The sequence below is a fragment of the Muricauda sp. SCSIO 65647 genome, assembly GCF_021534965.1.
Lineage (GTDB): Bacteria > Bacteroidota > Bacteroidia > Flavobacteriales > Flavobacteriaceae > Flagellimonas_A.
Genome location: NZ_CP091037.1, coordinates 3,250,998 through 3,266,082 on the forward strand (window position 1 = coordinate 3,250,998; position 15,085 = coordinate 3,266,082).

General features: G+C 40.0%; 13 protein-coding genes and 1 pseudogene. 13 read left to right on the top strand and 1 reads right to left on the bottom strand.

What is annotated here, in order from left to right; all coding sequences use genetic code 11:
• The first annotated feature begins 9 nt into the window (after positions 1-9).
• The 12 genes from L0P89_RS14375 to L0P89_RS14430 all read left to right on the top strand — a co-directional run bounded on the left by L0P89_RS14375 (position 10) and on the right by L0P89_RS14430 (position 14,553).
• Positions 10-354: a DUF2853 family protein gene (locus L0P89_RS14375; protein WP_235265805.1), complete on the top strand. Its 345-nt coding sequence runs from the start codon at positions 10-12 to the stop codon at positions 352-354.
• A 60-nt stretch (positions 355-414) separates the two neighbouring features.
• Positions 415-1,257, top strand: coding sequence for a S1 RNA-binding domain-containing protein (locus L0P89_RS14380; protein WP_235265806.1), 843 nt, complete (start codon positions 415-417; stop codon positions 1,255-1,257).
• 137 nt (positions 1,258-1,394) lie between these two features.
• Positions 1,395-1,994, top strand: coding sequence for an SPOR domain-containing protein (locus L0P89_RS14385; protein ID WP_235265807.1), 600 nt, complete (start codon positions 1,395-1,397; stop codon positions 1,992-1,994).
• Positions 1,995-2,900: a 1,4-dihydroxy-2-naphthoate octaprenyltransferase gene (menA, locus tag L0P89_RS14390; protein ID WP_235265808.1), complete on the top strand. Its 906-nt coding sequence runs from the start codon at positions 1,995-1,997 to the stop codon at positions 2,898-2,900.
• 34 nt (positions 2,901-2,934) lie between these two features.
• Positions 2,935-3,690 carry a LytTR family DNA-binding domain-containing protein gene (locus tag L0P89_RS14395; RefSeq protein WP_235265809.1) on the top strand — a complete coding sequence of 252 codons (756 nt, stop codon included), beginning with the start codon at positions 2,935-2,937 and terminating at the stop codon, positions 3,688-3,690.
• Positions 3,691-4,308: 618 nt separating this feature from the next.
• Positions 4,309-6,273 carry a sensor histidine kinase gene (locus L0P89_RS14400; RefSeq protein ID WP_235265810.1) on the top strand — a complete coding sequence of 655 codons (1,965 nt, stop codon included), beginning with the start codon at positions 4,309-4,311 and terminating at the stop codon, positions 6,271-6,273.
• A gap of 127 nt (positions 6,274-6,400) precedes the next feature.
• Positions 6,401-7,453, top strand: coding sequence for an o-succinylbenzoate synthase (locus L0P89_RS14405; protein ID WP_235265811.1), 1,053 nt, complete (start codon positions 6,401-6,403; stop codon positions 7,451-7,453).
• Positions 7,444-8,382, top strand: a complete 939-nt coding sequence (locus tag L0P89_RS14410) for a CPBP family intramembrane glutamic endopeptidase (protein WP_235265813.1) — start codon at positions 7,444-7,446, stop codon at positions 8,380-8,382. Before L0P89_RS14405 ends, L0P89_RS14410 begins: the two co-directional genes overlap by 10 nt.
• Positions 8,360-9,436 carry an AMP-binding protein gene (locus L0P89_RS14415; RefSeq protein ID WP_235265814.1) on the top strand — a complete coding sequence of 359 codons (1,077 nt, stop codon included), beginning with the start codon at positions 8,360-8,362 and terminating at the stop codon, positions 9,434-9,436. The genes L0P89_RS14410 and L0P89_RS14415 overlap by 23 nt, the downstream gene beginning before the upstream one ends.
• 40 nt (positions 9,437-9,476) lie before the next feature.
• Entirely contained in the window at positions 9,477-10,823 is a 1,347-nt protein-coding gene (locus L0P89_RS14420; RefSeq protein WP_235265815.1) for a M24 family metallopeptidase, read from the top strand.
• Positions 10,824-10,862: 39 nt separating this feature from the next.
• Complete coding sequence (locus tag L0P89_RS14425) at positions 10,863-12,611, top strand: carboxypeptidase-like regulatory domain-containing protein (protein WP_235265816.1); 1,749 nt, start codon at positions 10,863-10,865, stop codon at positions 12,609-12,611.
• Between the two features lie 187 nt (positions 12,612-12,798).
• A complete protein-coding gene (locus L0P89_RS14430; RefSeq protein WP_235265817.1) occupies positions 12,799-14,553 on the top strand; it encodes a DUF2135 domain-containing protein in 1,755 nt (584 codons plus the stop codon).
• A gap of 96 nt (positions 14,554-14,649) precedes the next feature.
• Here L0P89_RS14430 and L0P89_RS14435 read toward each other — a convergent pair whose 3' ends face one another.
• Complete coding sequence (locus tag L0P89_RS14435; RefSeq protein WP_235265818.1) at positions 14,650-14,907, bottom strand: hypothetical protein; 258 nt, start codon at positions 14,905-14,907, stop codon at positions 14,650-14,652.
• Between L0P89_RS14435 and L0P89_RS17065 the strand changes: the two are divergent.
• Positions 14,813-15,007: pseudogene (locus L0P89_RS17065) on the top strand (carboxypeptidase-like regulatory domain-containing protein); the annotation flags it as partial. The gene L0P89_RS14435 and the pseudogene L0P89_RS17065 sit on opposite strands and share 95 nt — an antisense overlap.
• Positions 15,008-15,085 lie beyond the last annotated feature (78 nt).

Below are 15,085 nucleotides of genomic sequence, written 5' to 3' on the forward strand. Positions count from 1 at the left end.
CTAACTATTATGAGCAGTAGAAGAGATGAATTAATCGCTAAGTACGCCGAAGATATTCAAGGCAAGTTTGGTGAAGATCCAGACATGGATCTGTTGGCCAAAGTGGCCATTGGATTGGGACCGGCAATCTACAATCTGGATGCTTCAAAGGTATCGGGGTCTGATGAAAAAGAATTGGAAACGGTCAAGAACAATTATTTGATCAAAAAATTAGGGCTTTCAGATGGGCCTGGCCTAATGGATGCCGTTACAAGTGTCATAGACCGTTACGGCCAATCAGAAAAGAACAAGCACCGTGCGGTGATTTACTATATGTTGTGCAAACATTTTGGCAAAGAGTCAGTGTACAGCTAAAAGGCAGTCTAAGATTTCAAAAGCCCTTTGTTCTGCAAAGGGCTTTTTTATAGATAAGGTATGATCGAGGTAGGCAATTATAACAAGTTGGAAATTTTAAGAAGCACCAGTGTAGGTCTTTTCTTGGGGGATGGTGAGGGTACAGAAGTGTTGTTGCCGACCAAGTATATGCCCGAAACGTTCTCTATTGGTGATGAAACCATGATTTTTTGCTATCTCGACCATAGCGAACGACCTGTTGCGACTACCCTCACGCCAAAGATTATCAGAAATACATTTGGTTATTTGAAAGCGGAAGATGTCAATGAATATGGTGCTTTTTTGGATTGGGGATTGGAAAAACAATTGATGGTCCCTTTTAGGGAGCAGGCATTACGTATGCAAAAAGGGAAAAGTTACATTGTCTATTGCTATTTGGACGAGGAGACCTTTCGACTGGTTGCCTCTAGTAGATTGAACAAGTTTTTGAACAATACGGATGCAGACTACAATATCAATGATGAAGTGGATCTATTGGTCAGCAGAAAGACAGAACTGGGTTGGGAAGTCATTGTTGACAACAAGCACAGTGGTCTTGTATTTTTCAGTGATGTCTTCAAGAGCATTATGGTCGGTGATCGAATGAAAGGTTACATCAAGAAAATACGAAACGATAAGAAAATCGATGTAGCGCTTCAGCCAATAGGACATAGGCAGCTTGATGCCAATGCCACACGGGTTTATCAAAAATTGTTACAGGCCGAGGGCTTTTTGCCGTTCAATGATAGTTCATCACCAGAAGAAATAAGGAAGCATCTTGAAATGAGCAAAAAGTCATTCAAAAAAGCTATTGGGGTGCTTTACCGTGAAAGGAAAATATCGATTACCGAGCAAGGCATAAGAAGTACACAATCAAATAATTGAAAATAGTGTTTGTCGACCAAACATGAATTTAGTAGACTTATATTTTTTTGTATTGACAAAAATTTTACATTTGTAAAGCTTTCAATTTCAATGAATTGATAAGCGATGATTTCGCAATAAAATCAAATACTCTAGTTATGCCGTTTATTGAAGAGAATGATTTACTTGATTTGCATAAAGATGTGGAGAAAGCCCAAATCATTAATGAAAGGCTTTTAGATCAAATAAAATACAAAAGCAAAGATCTCAAAAGAATAAAAATACAGAGAAATGTGCTTTTGGGTGTGACGGCCCTGTTTCTTGTGGGCACCTTGGCCATTACTTCATTCACCGCGGGCCTTAGTAGTTCCAATAAGTTAGATACCCAAAATAATCTGTTGGTCTCAATCGATAGTCTTGATGCAATCAAAACAAGAATAGACAATCTAAAACAGCAAAACGAAGAGTTGAGCTTGGTCAACGAGTTCTATTTGGCCAAAAAGTTTTTGGAAAAAGAAAAGATATATTCTGTTCAGATAAAATCTTTTGTTGACAACAATGTAACATTGGCATCAGAGGCATTGACCAATACCCTTTTTGTGAAGACCAATCCTTTCTATGCGTACTCTCTCGGTAATTTTGAAACCTTGGATGAAGCACGAAAATTTAGGCAGCAACTGGTGAACATGGGTTTTGAAGACGCATTTGTAGCTTCCTATAAAGATGGTCAGCGAGTAAAAATTGAAGATCCCTACTAATTGAAAAAAATTAAGACCTGGTTGTATGCCGCCAGGGTAAGAACACTTCCTCTTTCCATTTCCGGCATTTTGGTAGGTACGGCTTTAGCCATTGCCGAAGGCCATTTTGACCTTTCCATTTTTGTTCTGGCGCTTTTTACGACCATATCACTTCAGATCACATCGAATTTCGCAAACGATTATGGTGATGGGGTAAAGGGTACTGACGATACCCGTATTGGCCCTAAAAGGGCTTTGCAAAGTGGTATGCTATCGAAATCAGAATTGAAAACAGGTATCGGTGTAATGGTAGTTGTAAGTTTGGTGCTGTCAATTCTTCTCATCTTTAAAGCCTTTGCTCTACAGGCATGGGTATATACGGTGGTTTTTTTGCTTTTGGGGGTTCTCAGTATTTGGGCAGCATTGAAATATACCATGGGGGCATCACCATATGGCTATCACGGTCTCGGTGATGTTTTTGTCTTTGCTTTTTTCGGATTGTTGGCTGTGGTCGGCAGCAAGTTTTTGTTCACAAAGTATATTACCGGAGATGTATTTTTACCGGCCATTACCATTGGCCTCTTAAGTGTGGGAGTATTGAATTTGAACAATATGCGAGACATTGAATCTGATAGGTTGCATGGCAAACATACCATAGCGGCCAGATTGGGTTATGAAAAGGCCAAGGTGTACCACTACCTTATCTTGGGGCTGGCCTTTGTGTCTATGCTGGCCTACTCAATCATAAACTATAATGGACTATTAAGTGCGATATATCTCTTGGCATTTGTACCTATTTTACTTCATATTATCAAAGTGACAAAGACCCAAAATCCGCTACGGTTAGATTCAGAATTGAAGAAACTCGCGTTGAGTACTTTCTTACTGGCCTTACTGTTTTTAATGGCTATTAATTATTTTTTGTAATTTTGAAAGACAACCATTAAAAACCTTTATTGATTTGGAACACCCCATAAAAATACTTATCGTTGAGGACAATGTTATCATCGCCGATGACATGCAGTCCATGTTGGAAGAGATTGGCTATGAGGTAGTTGACAACGTAATAGTCTATGAACAAGCGGTTGAAGTCCTAAAAAATCAGCATGTTGATTTAGTGTTGATCGATATTATTTTAGCCTCAGATAAGACGGGCATCGACCTAGGGAAACATATTCGGGAAGTTTACAATATTCCTTTCATCTTTGTGACTTCAAATTCTGACCGTGCCACTGTTGAGAATGCCAAAACGGTCAAACCTGATGGTTATTTGGTCAAGCCCTTTGAGCAACAAGACCTTTATACCTCTATTGAGATAGCGCTTTCAAATTTCAATTATTCCAAGAAATCTTCTTCTGCTACCATGTCAGCAGAAAAAGATGACGGCGTGGTATCCAACTCTGTGCTCAAAGACTCGATCTTTGTCAAAAAGCAACATTTATACTATAGAATTCAGTTTGGCGATATACAGTTCATCAAGGCAGACAACGTCTATTTAGAGGTGAACACAGTTGATAAAAAGTTTTTGGTGCGGTCTCCTTTAAAAGACTATTTGGAAAAATTGCCTAGAAACAAATTCTACAGGGCCCATAAGTCATACATCGTCAACGTTGATCATATAGATGCCATCAATTCCAAAGACATAATGATCAACAATACGTTGATTCCTATATCCAAGGAGTTTAAAGAATTCATCATTTCGTCCATGAATTCTTGATGAAAAGCTCTAGATTCTTTTCTTTTCAATAAACAATACTATCCTCTTTAGATATTGAAAAGGCCAAGTTTGCAACAACAATTGTGAACTTCACAACATTATTTTCTGTATTTGAACTTACCTTGATACTTTGGTCGTGTAAATCTTAGTAAAAGTAATTTTTTCATTTTCATATAGTGTTCTCGTAAAAGGGTCTTATCAAATAGGGTAAGGCCCTTTGTCTTTCCATCCTTTTGAAACAGTTTCCATGAAGAGCAAAAAAAACCGATAAAATGCGGTTTGGCATACAATTATTCTATTTTCACAACAGAAAATGACACTTTCACAACAAAGTTGAAATCCACAATGGTAATGCCATTATTTTTGAACCGAACCCGAATCCTGATCTTACCAAATCTAATATAAGAGAAGGTCGTGCATTTTTGTATGGCCTTATTTCATAGTGCCAATCAATTCATGATTTTTTGTGAATACCAAGGGTAATTTGGTTTATAACCACATGTTTTGACGGTTTACAACAAAAATTTACCCCTGATATTAGATCATCGTAATTTTGAAGAAAATGGCAACTGACCGAACAATTAGCTCCATGGTGCCACAAAACGGGCATAGTCTATAATGAGAATACATTACTGCATATTGGCCTTTTTGCTATTGTCTTTTCTCTTTTTCGGCAATGTGGCTTTTGCCCAGGTTGAAGATACGGGCAATGATAGGTTGCAAGAGTTTCAACAATTCGCTACACCCAAAGAGAAATTTGATTTCTTTTTTGCGAGTCCTTATCGCTATACTGAAAGTTCAGCTTATGATTGGTTAGAGACCACAAATGTTTACCTGAACAGTGCCCAAAAAACCAATGACACACTTGCTGTTAGGCTGTATAAAGTGATACAAAGCCAACTCTACAACGACCTTGGCGATTACGACAAAAGTGTGGCGACAATCAAAGATCTCCACGACGAGATGGAAAGCCTGGATGTTGAAACAAGAAGAATGGCGTTGAACATTTTGGATGATAACTATGGCAAACTGCAGCTATACGATAAGCAGATTGAAATACGCAAGCAGAAAAGGGAGGCGGGTTTTACAGAGAACATTACCTTTTACGATATCTATGCGAACATTGGCCTTAACCGTGAGGCAATGAATAGATATATTATGGAGGTCAAGCCTACCATTGCAGACAATGAATCTTTCAAATTGGCAAAGTTCTACAACCAGGTGGGTGATTTTCTTCGAAAAGACAACTCTGCTCGTACGGCAATAAACGAATATAAAAAAGCCATGGGCTATTTAGAGGTATTTATAAATGATACCGCCCAACAAAAAACCGAACAAGAGTTGATCGAAAGCGACCTATTGAAGGCCGAAATAGAGGGCAATATCGGCAAATGCCATGTGATGTTGAAAGAGTTCAACGAAGGGGTGCCGCTACTTGAAAGCAGTATTACCGAACTAAAAGATTTTATAGAAAGTGACAAAAAGGAAGAACTGGTCAAAAATAGCCTATACCTTGCCGAGGCCTACCTGAACCTAGAAGAATATTCAAAGGCCAAAGCACATCTTGATATAGATCTAGAAGACACCTCGATCGATTATGAGATGAAGAAAAACAGGTTACTGGCCACATATAATGATCGAACCGAAAATTTTGCCAATGCCACTAGATACTATAAAAGAAACCAGCGGCTAAGGGATTCACTGCAAGAAAATGAATCTTCGATATTGAAGCAACAACTGGTCGCAATAGTGGCCAATGAAGAAATCGAAAACTCACAACGAATGATCGAAGAGCAGAAATCTGCCAATGAACAGATTCGCAGTGAGATACAAGCAAAAGATGAGCGCATCAATTTAGTTTTCATTTCTCTGGTCTTCACTCTTTTGGGTTTTGCCGGTCTGGTCTATGCCTACCTAAAAAGTATCAAGAACCAACGATTGATCGCACAACAGAAACATATCATCGAGAACTCTTTGATAGAGAAAGATTCACTGTTGAAAGAAATACACCATAGGGTCAAGAACAACCTTCAAATGGTATCGAGCTTATTGAGCCTACAGACCAAGAATACTCGCAGCAAGGCCGCTATCGAAGCATTGGAAGAAGGCAAGAGCAGGGTAAAGGCCATGGCATTGATCCACCAAAAATTGTATCAGAACGATGATCTTTCGGTCATTGAGATGCAGGGCTATATCGAAAGTCTTATCAACAGTGTACAGTCGGTCTATAAAAAAGGAGGTCACAATATCAGCATTACCATTGATGCAGAGGGCACTGAATTGGATATCGATCGTGCTATTCCGTTCGGACTGATTCTCAATGAGCTGGTCTCAAATTCATTCAAGTATGCTTTTCCTGAGAGTGATGAGAATGGCAAGATTTACATACATCTACGAAAAAATGGAGAGCAGGGGTATTTTGAATACACCGACAACGGGGTTGGCTTACCAGATGACACAGACGAGCGGGCGAATTCGTCGATGGGCATTCGATTGATGAACCGATTGGTCAACCAGTTGCAGTCAAAACTCAATATTGACAAGACCAACGAGGGCGTTCGTTTTTGGTTCAATTTCAACTAGATCGCTTCTCTAGGCCTTTCAGTCAAGGCACTTCCAATTCTTAGTGGTTATTCTAACGGGTACTTTTGGTGACCGCCCACATCGGTATTGTTCGGCGACATAAAATATACTTAAATTTGAGTGCAATATGAGGGCCAGTTATCGAAAGCATGTACTTAAATTCAAAAGACCGAGCGGTACCTCACGTGGCATCTTAAATGAAAAGGAAACATGGTTTTTGATAGTTTATGCCAATGGTAAACATGGAATAGGGGAGTGTGGAATTCTACGTGGCCTCAGTTTCGATGATGTGCCCGATTACGAAGAAAAACTAGAATGGACATGCAAGAACATCCATTTAGGCAAGGAAGCGTTATTTGCTGAATTGAAAGGGTATCCCTCGATACGGTTTGGATTGGAGCAAGCTTTACTTTCCTTGAAATCTCCCAATCCGTTTGAACTTTTTCCTTCAGATTTCACCAGAAAAGAAGTACCGATACCCATTAATGGCCTCATTTGGATGGGTGATAAAGACTTTATGCTCGAACAAATCAAGAACAAACTAGATGAGGGGTTTGATTGCCTTAAGATGAAGATAGGGGCCATTGATTTTGACACAGAATTGGAAATACTGGCCACCATCCGCAGCAATTTTTCAAAGAATGATGTCGAATTGCGTGTTGATGCAAACGGCGCGTTTACATCGCAAGAAGCGGGTCATAAACTGAACCTTTTGGCGAAATATGAACTGCATTCCATTGAGCAGCCCATAAAACCTGGCAACTTTGGCGCTATGCAACAACTTTGCCGTCATTCACCGGTGCCCATTGCCCTTGATGAAGAATTGATCGGTATTGAAGGAGAAACCAAGAAAGTAGAACTGTTACAGAACATCAACCCCCAATATATCATACTCAAGCCAAGTTTGATCGGGGGGTTCAAAAGCAGCCTGGAATGGATCGGCAACGCCGAAAAGCTCAAGATCGGATGGTGGGTCACCAGTGCCCTAGAGAGCAACATAGGGCTGAATGCCATTTCGCAATGGACCTACACATTGGGCAACAAAATGCCTCAGGGACTTGGTACGGGAGGTCTCTACACCAATAATTTTGAAAGTCCGCTACAAGTGAAAAAGGGCCATCTTTTTTACAGAAAAGGCCTATCTTGGCAACCAGAGTTAATTCAGAAACTATGTACATAGAACAAGGGTATAAAGGGAATATCGGTCTCTGGAAATATTTCGTGATACCATTGGCCTTTTTTGGATTGATGACGCTCAATTATCTACTTATAGAATTGCTGAACCTTGATGTTGAAGCTGTAATACAGTCTGAAATTAAAAGAAAGGGATCGAACAGGTTTTTATTCGAATCACTTCTGCCCTTGGCAATTGGTTTGTTTATAGTGTGGGGATGGACATATCTCGTGCACAGGCAATCTATTTCGTCATTGACCACGGCCCGCAGGAAAGTTGATTGGAAACGTATATTTTTTGCCTTTTTTCTTTGGGGCGGTCTAACGGTGGTATTGACAAGTATCGACATTTACCTTTCCCCCGATGATTATGTGTTCAATTTTGATGCCCCAAAGTTTTTGGTACTGGCCATTATTGCCGTATTGTTGGTTCCGCTCCAGACCAGCTTTGAAGAATATCTCTTCAGGGGGCATATGATGCAGGGGTTGGGCATTCTGGCCAAAAATAAATGGGTGCCCTTGCTAGTGACCTCTGTATTGTTCGGGCTCATGCATATTGCAAATCCTGAGGTTGAAAAATTGGGCTACGGTATTATGGTCTATTATATCGGAACCGGTTTTTTTCTGGCAATCATGACCCTGATGGATGATGGCCTTGAGCTGGCCTTAGGTTTTCATGCTGCAAACAATCTGATTACCGCCCTTTTGGTTACTGCAGATTGGACCGCCTTTCAAACGAACTCGATCTACAAAGATGTATCAGAACCGGCCCTTGGCTGGGATGCCCTGATACCTGTCTTTGTGATATTTCCCTTGATACTGTTGATATTTGCCAAAAAGTATCATTGGAAGAATTGGAAAGAAAAACTATTTGGCAAGGTTTTGACCAAAGAAGAATTTACAACTTTGCAGCATGAAGATGTACACATGGCGTGATGTCCATCCCGATTTCAAATTGAATGGCACGACCTATTCACATGAAGATTTACGTGAGGTAGGCTATAGTCTTGTAAAAGAAGGGGTTGAATTTGAACAGACCATCGGTGATTTTCTTTTGGATTGGCTTTCTGAAAAGCCGACCATGGAGGTTTTTACCTCAGGGTCGACCGGTGAGCCAAAACACATTCATTTGAAGAAAGAACACATGGTAAACTCCGCTTTGGCCACAGGCAGTTTTTTTGGTTTGGAACCCGAACAGACGGCCCTCCACTGTCTACCATCACGTTTCATAGCGGGTAAAATGATGTTGGTGAGATCAATAGTGCTCGGTTTGCACATGGATTATCTCGAACCCACTTCAAGGCCGTTGCAGTTCAGTGACAAGAGATATGATTTTTGTGCAATGGTGCCGTTACAGGTCTCACGTTCTATCGAACGGTTGCACCAAATAGATAAACTGATTGTCGGTGGTGCCCCTGTGACCGGCAAGTTGAAAGAACTTTTGCAAGATCAGCCTACAAAGGTCTACGAAACGTATGGCATGACCGAGACCGTGACCCATATTGCGGTAAAAGAGATTAACGGCCAAAATAACGCTGATTTCTTTGTGACCCTGCCAGATGTAGCTGTTTTGAAAGATGAAAGGGATTGTTTGGTCATCAATGCCCCAAAGGTCGCTGATGAACCGGTGGTGACCAATGATTTGGTAAGTATCTCATCGGAGAACGAGTTTGAATGGTTGGGTCGCCATGATAACATCATCAATTCGGGTGGAGTAAAGTTGATACCCGAACAGATAGAGGCTAAGCTGGCAGAATTATTTGATACCCGTTTTTTTGTGGCGGGCTTACCAGATGACAAACTCGGAGAACGTCTCATTTTGGTGATGGAAGGTGAAGGAGATGTAGATCAAATCAAAAAGCGTATGAAAGCGTCAAAAGAATTGGATAAATATGAACAACCAAAGGAAATCTATTTTCTAATGGCATTCTTGGAAACGGATACCCAAAAAATCCTCAGAAAAGAGAACTTAGAACGGCTTTCATTATGAACACCGCCCATTTAGTTTTTTAAATTGTCATCATTGCATTATGCGAATTATATTACTTCTTTTATTTTTTTCCAGCTTACTTTCAGGTTATTCACAACAAGTCTTGCCCGAATCACAGAGGGCCAAGGTAATCGATGAAATCCTCAATGTGCGTTTTAATGATCTGTTACCAGGACTAATGGACCAAACAGAAATCGATATGTGGATTTTGATTTCAAGGGAATACAACGAAGACCCGGTTTTGAGAACCATGCTTCCGGCTACTTGGCTGAACGCAAGAAGAAGAACCATTTTACTGTTCTATAGAAATAAGGAAAAGAACACCATCGATAAACTGGCAGTTGCCCGGTACAATGTGGGTGAGAACATTGAATCGGCTTGGGACAAGCAAAAAGAACCGAACCAATGGAAACGTCTTGTGCAATTAATCGAAGAACGAAATCCAAAGAAAATAGGGCTGAACTTCTCGAAAGATCATAACATTGCCGATGGCCTTGATAAGACCGACTATGAAGAGTTTATGAAAAACCTTCCAAAAAAACTCCATTCACGGGTCACTTCAGCAGAACAATTGGCAGTACGGTGGATCGAAACCCGTACCGAACGTGAAATGGTCATTTACAATCAATTGGTCGATATTACCCATGATATTATCGCCGAGGCCTTTTCAGAGAAGGTGATCACCCCCGGTGTTACCACCACAACAGAAGTAGAGTGGTGGATGCGCCAAAAGGTCACCGACCTTGGACTGAGAACATGGTTTCACCCTACGGTCGATGTGCAGCGTACCAGTGAAAAATTGGTCGGTCATCTTTACTCTTTTTCGGGAAGGCCCGATAATATGGTCATCTTACCGGGCGATCTACTGCACTGTGATTTCGGAATTACCTATTTGAGACTCAATACAGATTGCCAAGAATTGGCCTACGTATTAAAGCCGAATGAGGTTGAAGCTCCGGTTTTTTTGCGCGAAGCGATGAAAAAAGGAAATCAGGTACAAGACTTCTTGACCGATAACATGATTGCCGGAAAAACGGGCAATGAAATTCTGGCCAAATCGTTGGCCGATGCAAAAGCAGCGGGGCTTCGCCCTGCGATCTATACCCATCCGCTGGGGTCATATGGCCATTCAGCAGGTACCACTATCGGTATGTGGGACGCCCAAGGCGGGGTGATGAAAGATGATGGGGAGAATTATCCTTTGAATCCCAATACGGTTTATGCCATTGAACTAAATACCACGGTCAATATTCCTGAATGGAAGAGGGACATCCGTATCATGCTGGAAGAAGCAGGTTTTTTTGGAGAAGATGGCTTTCGATACGTCAATGGCAGGCAAACCGAGTTGTTGCTCATACCTAGACATAAGGGGTATTTAGAGAGATAGCTTGGTATAATTTTTGTTACCTTGTCTTGATCAAGAATCATGAAACTCACCTTTTTAGTACATATCTGGGCCATTTTTCTATTGGTAATTCCAAAGTTTGGTTTTTCGACTGAAAACTTCAATGTCGTCTCAGGATATATCACCAACTCTGGTAAACCGCTGCCCAAAGCCAGTGTGATTATCAAAAACAGTTCTACAGGGGTGGTATCAGATGAGAATGGCTTCTATACCATTGAAGTAGATCCACGGCAAGTTCTGATATTCAGCTACGTGGGGATGCGGTCAGTTGAAATCGTTGTGGAAGATATAACCTCTGTCTTGAATGTTGAGATGTTTCCAAAAGTCGAAGAATTGGATGAAGTGGTTCTTGTGAAGAAAAAATGGAAGACACAAAAAGATTTAAAAATTGAATATCCACTGAACAAAAATCTGATAAATACATCAATAGGCATATTGGATAAAGAAAGGGCCGGGTTCTCAATGCAAATTATAGATGGCGATGACTTGAATCTGGCTTCCTCAAATTTAGTTCAGGCATTGGCCGGTAAGTTTGGTGGTAGAATTGATTGGTCCGATCCAAATGATCCTGCAATAATAATTAGGGGAAGAAAAGCGGGATGGGAGGTAGACGGAACGCCAACACTTAGGGCGCCAATGTTCATAAATGTTGCACAAATTGATAGAATAGCGATTATTTCAGGTCTGGCTGCCTATGCAAAATTTGGGGGACCTTCTACCGAAGGAGGCGGATTGATCATTATCAACACCAAAGGCACGAATGCAACATATGAACCCAATACGACTGAGCCATATGATTATGCAAGACTTAGAGATAATGAATTTGACGAAAGTACATTGACCAAGTATGTTAGGGCAGCACCTTCATTGATGATTAAAGAATTGATCGAATCTGAAAACGAAGAAGAGGCACTGGCAACACTTGACAAGAATTGGGCATTTTACTCAAAGTCGGCATATAATTTGCTTGATATTTCAACCTATTTCAGGGAAGTTTTAAAAAATGAAGAAAAGGCAGATACTATCTTGGCAAAGATTGAACAGTTGTTTCACGATAATCCAGTTGCCCTTAAAGCCCTGGCTTATAGGTACGAAGAAATAGGCCAAATTGAAAAAGCGAAAGCAACCTATATGTTGATTCTTAAGCTTAGACCTAGATATGCGCAATCATATCGTGATCTAGCGAATATTTATACAAAAAACATTGATGTCAAAAATGCCTATGAGATTTATCTCAGGTATATTATTTCTAGAAGAATGGATACATTGTCCAATCCTTTAGAAGGCATTGATTCAATTATCAGAACAGAGGTGGTGAATTTGAAGGATCGGCCGATCAATACATGGAGGCAAGTCAAAACATTTGAACCAGCTCATACCAAATCTAATTATTGGCCCCTTAGAATAGTGGTGGAATGGAATAATAGCGAAGCGGATTTTGATCTACAGTTTGTACACCCCGAAAACCAATATTTTATTTGGAATCATACCCTTAGGGAAAACGCGGACAGAATTTATAGCGAAAAGCAGAAGGGCTATTCAAGCGAGCAGTTTTTTATGGATGAAAATTCGAAGGGTATTTGGAAAATAAACTTGCACTACTATGGTAACAAGGGCTTTGACCCTACCTATTTCAAGATTACGGCCTACCATGATTATGGCACAAAATTTCAAACAGAGGAAATCAAAATTTTCAAGGCGGTAGAGAAAAATGTAAGGCTTACCATGTGGTCGGTCGAAAACGTCTCTCGGTATAGTCCTGTCAGGTAATTTTATATCTGTAAAACGATATTGGATCATTTTTATGGAAGTGTAATAGATGATCCAACAAATTCTCCCTATTACAGAATTAAGAAATTTTTGGGAAACTAAAATTGTCAATAAACGCTCCTTTGACTAATTTAAGGTGCTTAAGGTCAAGCAATCAGTCAATTATCTAAAAAAAACGTTTATTGCTATGAAAAATAATTGCACACTATTCACACTTCTCTGCTGCTGTTCACTGGTCTTTTCCCAACAACATTCGATTACCGGCACGGTTATGGACGAAGGGGCTCCATTGTCTGATGTCGACATTAAAATAGCAAATCAGGGAATGGTCTCACAATCTGACAATCACGGTAGATATCAGGTTGATGCTTCTGAGGGTGATCTGCTAGTTTATAGCAAACAAGGTATGGAGCCTATTGAAATAAGGGTAGAAGACGTGACCAGAACGTTGAATGTAGAAATGTTTCCCAAAGTCAAAAAGCTAAAAAACGTTACGGTCGCCAAAAAAAAGTGGCACTCCCAGAAAGAACTTGAAAAAGATTACCATAATAATCCAAACATTGTCAAGACCGCATTTGGGTACTTAGACAGAACGAAGGCTACCTATGCCGTGCGCATGATCAACACCAATAACATTTTACCAGGAGAATATGACCTGTCCAACGCCTTAAGGGGAAGATTGGCCGGTGTAAGGGTCAATGGAAGCTTTAGTGGAATAAGCAGTTTTGGAAGAGGGGCACGAAGTGTTTTTACAAGAAGTGGTACGCCTGCCATATATGATATTGATGGCCAGATTTTTACAGAATTCCCAAATTTTCTTGATGTACAGAGCATCGAACGTATAGCCGTGATTTCATCTCTTTTTGGAACAATGCGATATGGCTCATTTGGGCGTGGTGGTGTAGTAGTGATCAATACAAAAGCAGGTGTGCGTCCTCCGACCGACAAAAATGGATTTGTTATCGATAGGGCCAGATTACGAAATAATATATACGAAGGTGATGCGCTCACCCAAGAAAATATGGCAAAAAATGAGCCAGAGTACCTTAAGGCGCTTACGCGCTCAAACTCGTTTGAAGAGGCTAAATCTACATTTGAATCGAACTTTGATAGATATTCGTTTTCACCGTATTTCATTTTGGATTCTTATCGATATTTCTATGATAGATGGGGGAAGGAAGAATTTGCAGATAGCATAATTGAGGATGCATATGCTTCGCTAGATAACCATCCTGTTCATCTTAAATCATTGGCCTATATATACGAGGCGCAAGGAAGGTTTGATAAGGCATACGATACCTATCGAGATGTATTCATTCTTAGACCGCAATACGCACAATCTTATTTAGATTTGGCAAACAGCAACCGCAGTATCAAAAATGTGAAACGCGCCGCAGTCTTGTACGTTCGGTATTTTCATCTTTTGAACCGGGGTTTGATCCAAAGTGACAGCAGCACCTTCTCGGGCATGATCAAAAGGGATTTTGGAAATCTTTTGGCTGTTGAAAATATCGATAAGATCAGCAAATCGATAAAGAAAAAAGATTTTGCCCAAGATGAAAACTTGGAAAATACACGCTTGGTATTTGAATGGAGCAATAGCGAGGCAGAATTTGAGCTGCAATTTGTGAATTCTGACAATAGACATTACACATGGAAACATAATTTAAGGGAAAATCCACTTGTCATTGAGAAAGAAAAAGAGCATGGTTACTCGTCTACAGAATATTTTATTGATGATCTATCTGAAGGGCCATGGCAGGTAAATGTGAATTATCTCGGTAACAAGAGCTTGACGCCGACCTACTTAAAGGCTACCGTTTATTACGATTATGGTACCAAAGCACAGAGAAAAGAGATAAAAGTCTTTAAACTCGGTTTGAAGAATGTCAACCAAGAACTGTTTAGCCTACAAAAAGGCAATTTAATTGCCGCTAGATAGTAAGTCAAAGGCCATTCAAAAAATAGCTGATAATCAATACGGTATAAAGCCTGCAGAATAATTCAAACCTGCAATACCCCCATATTGGATTGTCTTTCAATAAGTACATTTAGCAAAAATGGGTTCATGTACAAAAAAATTGGTTTGATAAATACCAAAAAGAATCACCATGCCAAAAACCGGTTTAGTTGTTTCACTTATTTTATCGTTGTTTTTATACTTTGAATCTTTTGCCCAAACAGAGATCAGGGGTTTTCTGATGGATTCAAAAACCTTTAAGCCCATTGAATATGCCAACATTGGAATCATTGGCACTGACATTGGTACAGTCAGTGATACCGATGGGTCGTTCAATCTATTTTTTAATGATTATGTCCGTGATACAGATAGATTCATTATTTCTGCCATCGGTTACGAAATACAGGATATTTCGATTAGCCAACTGAAAAATCACCTCAAAAAAAATACATTTTTTTACCTGTCACCTGAACCAATAAACTTAGCCGAAGTTGTACTTGTAGGAAATTTTACT

Bases quoted from the DNA above. Each gene is read 5' to 3' on its own strand.
- L0P89_RS14375 (WP_235265805.1), top strand. From the start codon at position 10: ATGAGCAGTAGAAGAGATGAATTAATCGCTAAGTACGCCGAAGATATT.
- L0P89_RS14380 (WP_235265806.1), top strand. From the start codon at position 415: ATGATCGAGGTAGGCAATTATAACAAGTTGGAAATTTTAAGAAGCACC.
- L0P89_RS14385 (WP_235265807.1), top strand. From the start codon at position 1,395: ATGCCGTTTATTGAAGAGAATGATTTACTTGATTTGCATAAAGATGTG.
- L0P89_RS14400 (WP_235265810.1), top strand. From the start codon at position 4,309: ATGAGAATACATTACTGCATATTGGCCTTTTTGCTATTGTCTTTTCTC.
- L0P89_RS14405 (WP_235265811.1), top strand. From the start codon at position 6,401: ATGAGGGCCAGTTATCGAAAGCATGTACTTAAATTCAAAAGACCGAGC.
- L0P89_RS14410 (WP_235265813.1), top strand. From the start codon at position 7,444: ATGTACATAGAACAAGGGTATAAAGGGAATATCGGTCTCTGGAAATAT.
- L0P89_RS14415 (WP_235265814.1), top strand. From the start codon at position 8,360: ATGAAGATGTACACATGGCGTGATGTCCATCCCGATTTCAAATTGAAT.
- L0P89_RS14420 (WP_235265815.1), top strand. From the start codon at position 9,477: ATGCGAATTATATTACTTCTTTTATTTTTTTCCAGCTTACTTTCAGGT.
- L0P89_RS14425 (WP_235265816.1), top strand. From the start codon at position 10,863: ATGAAACTCACCTTTTTAGTACATATCTGGGCCATTTTTCTATTGGTA.
- L0P89_RS14430 (WP_235265817.1), top strand. From the start codon at position 12,799: ATGAAAAATAATTGCACACTATTCACACTTCTCTGCTGCTGTTCACTG.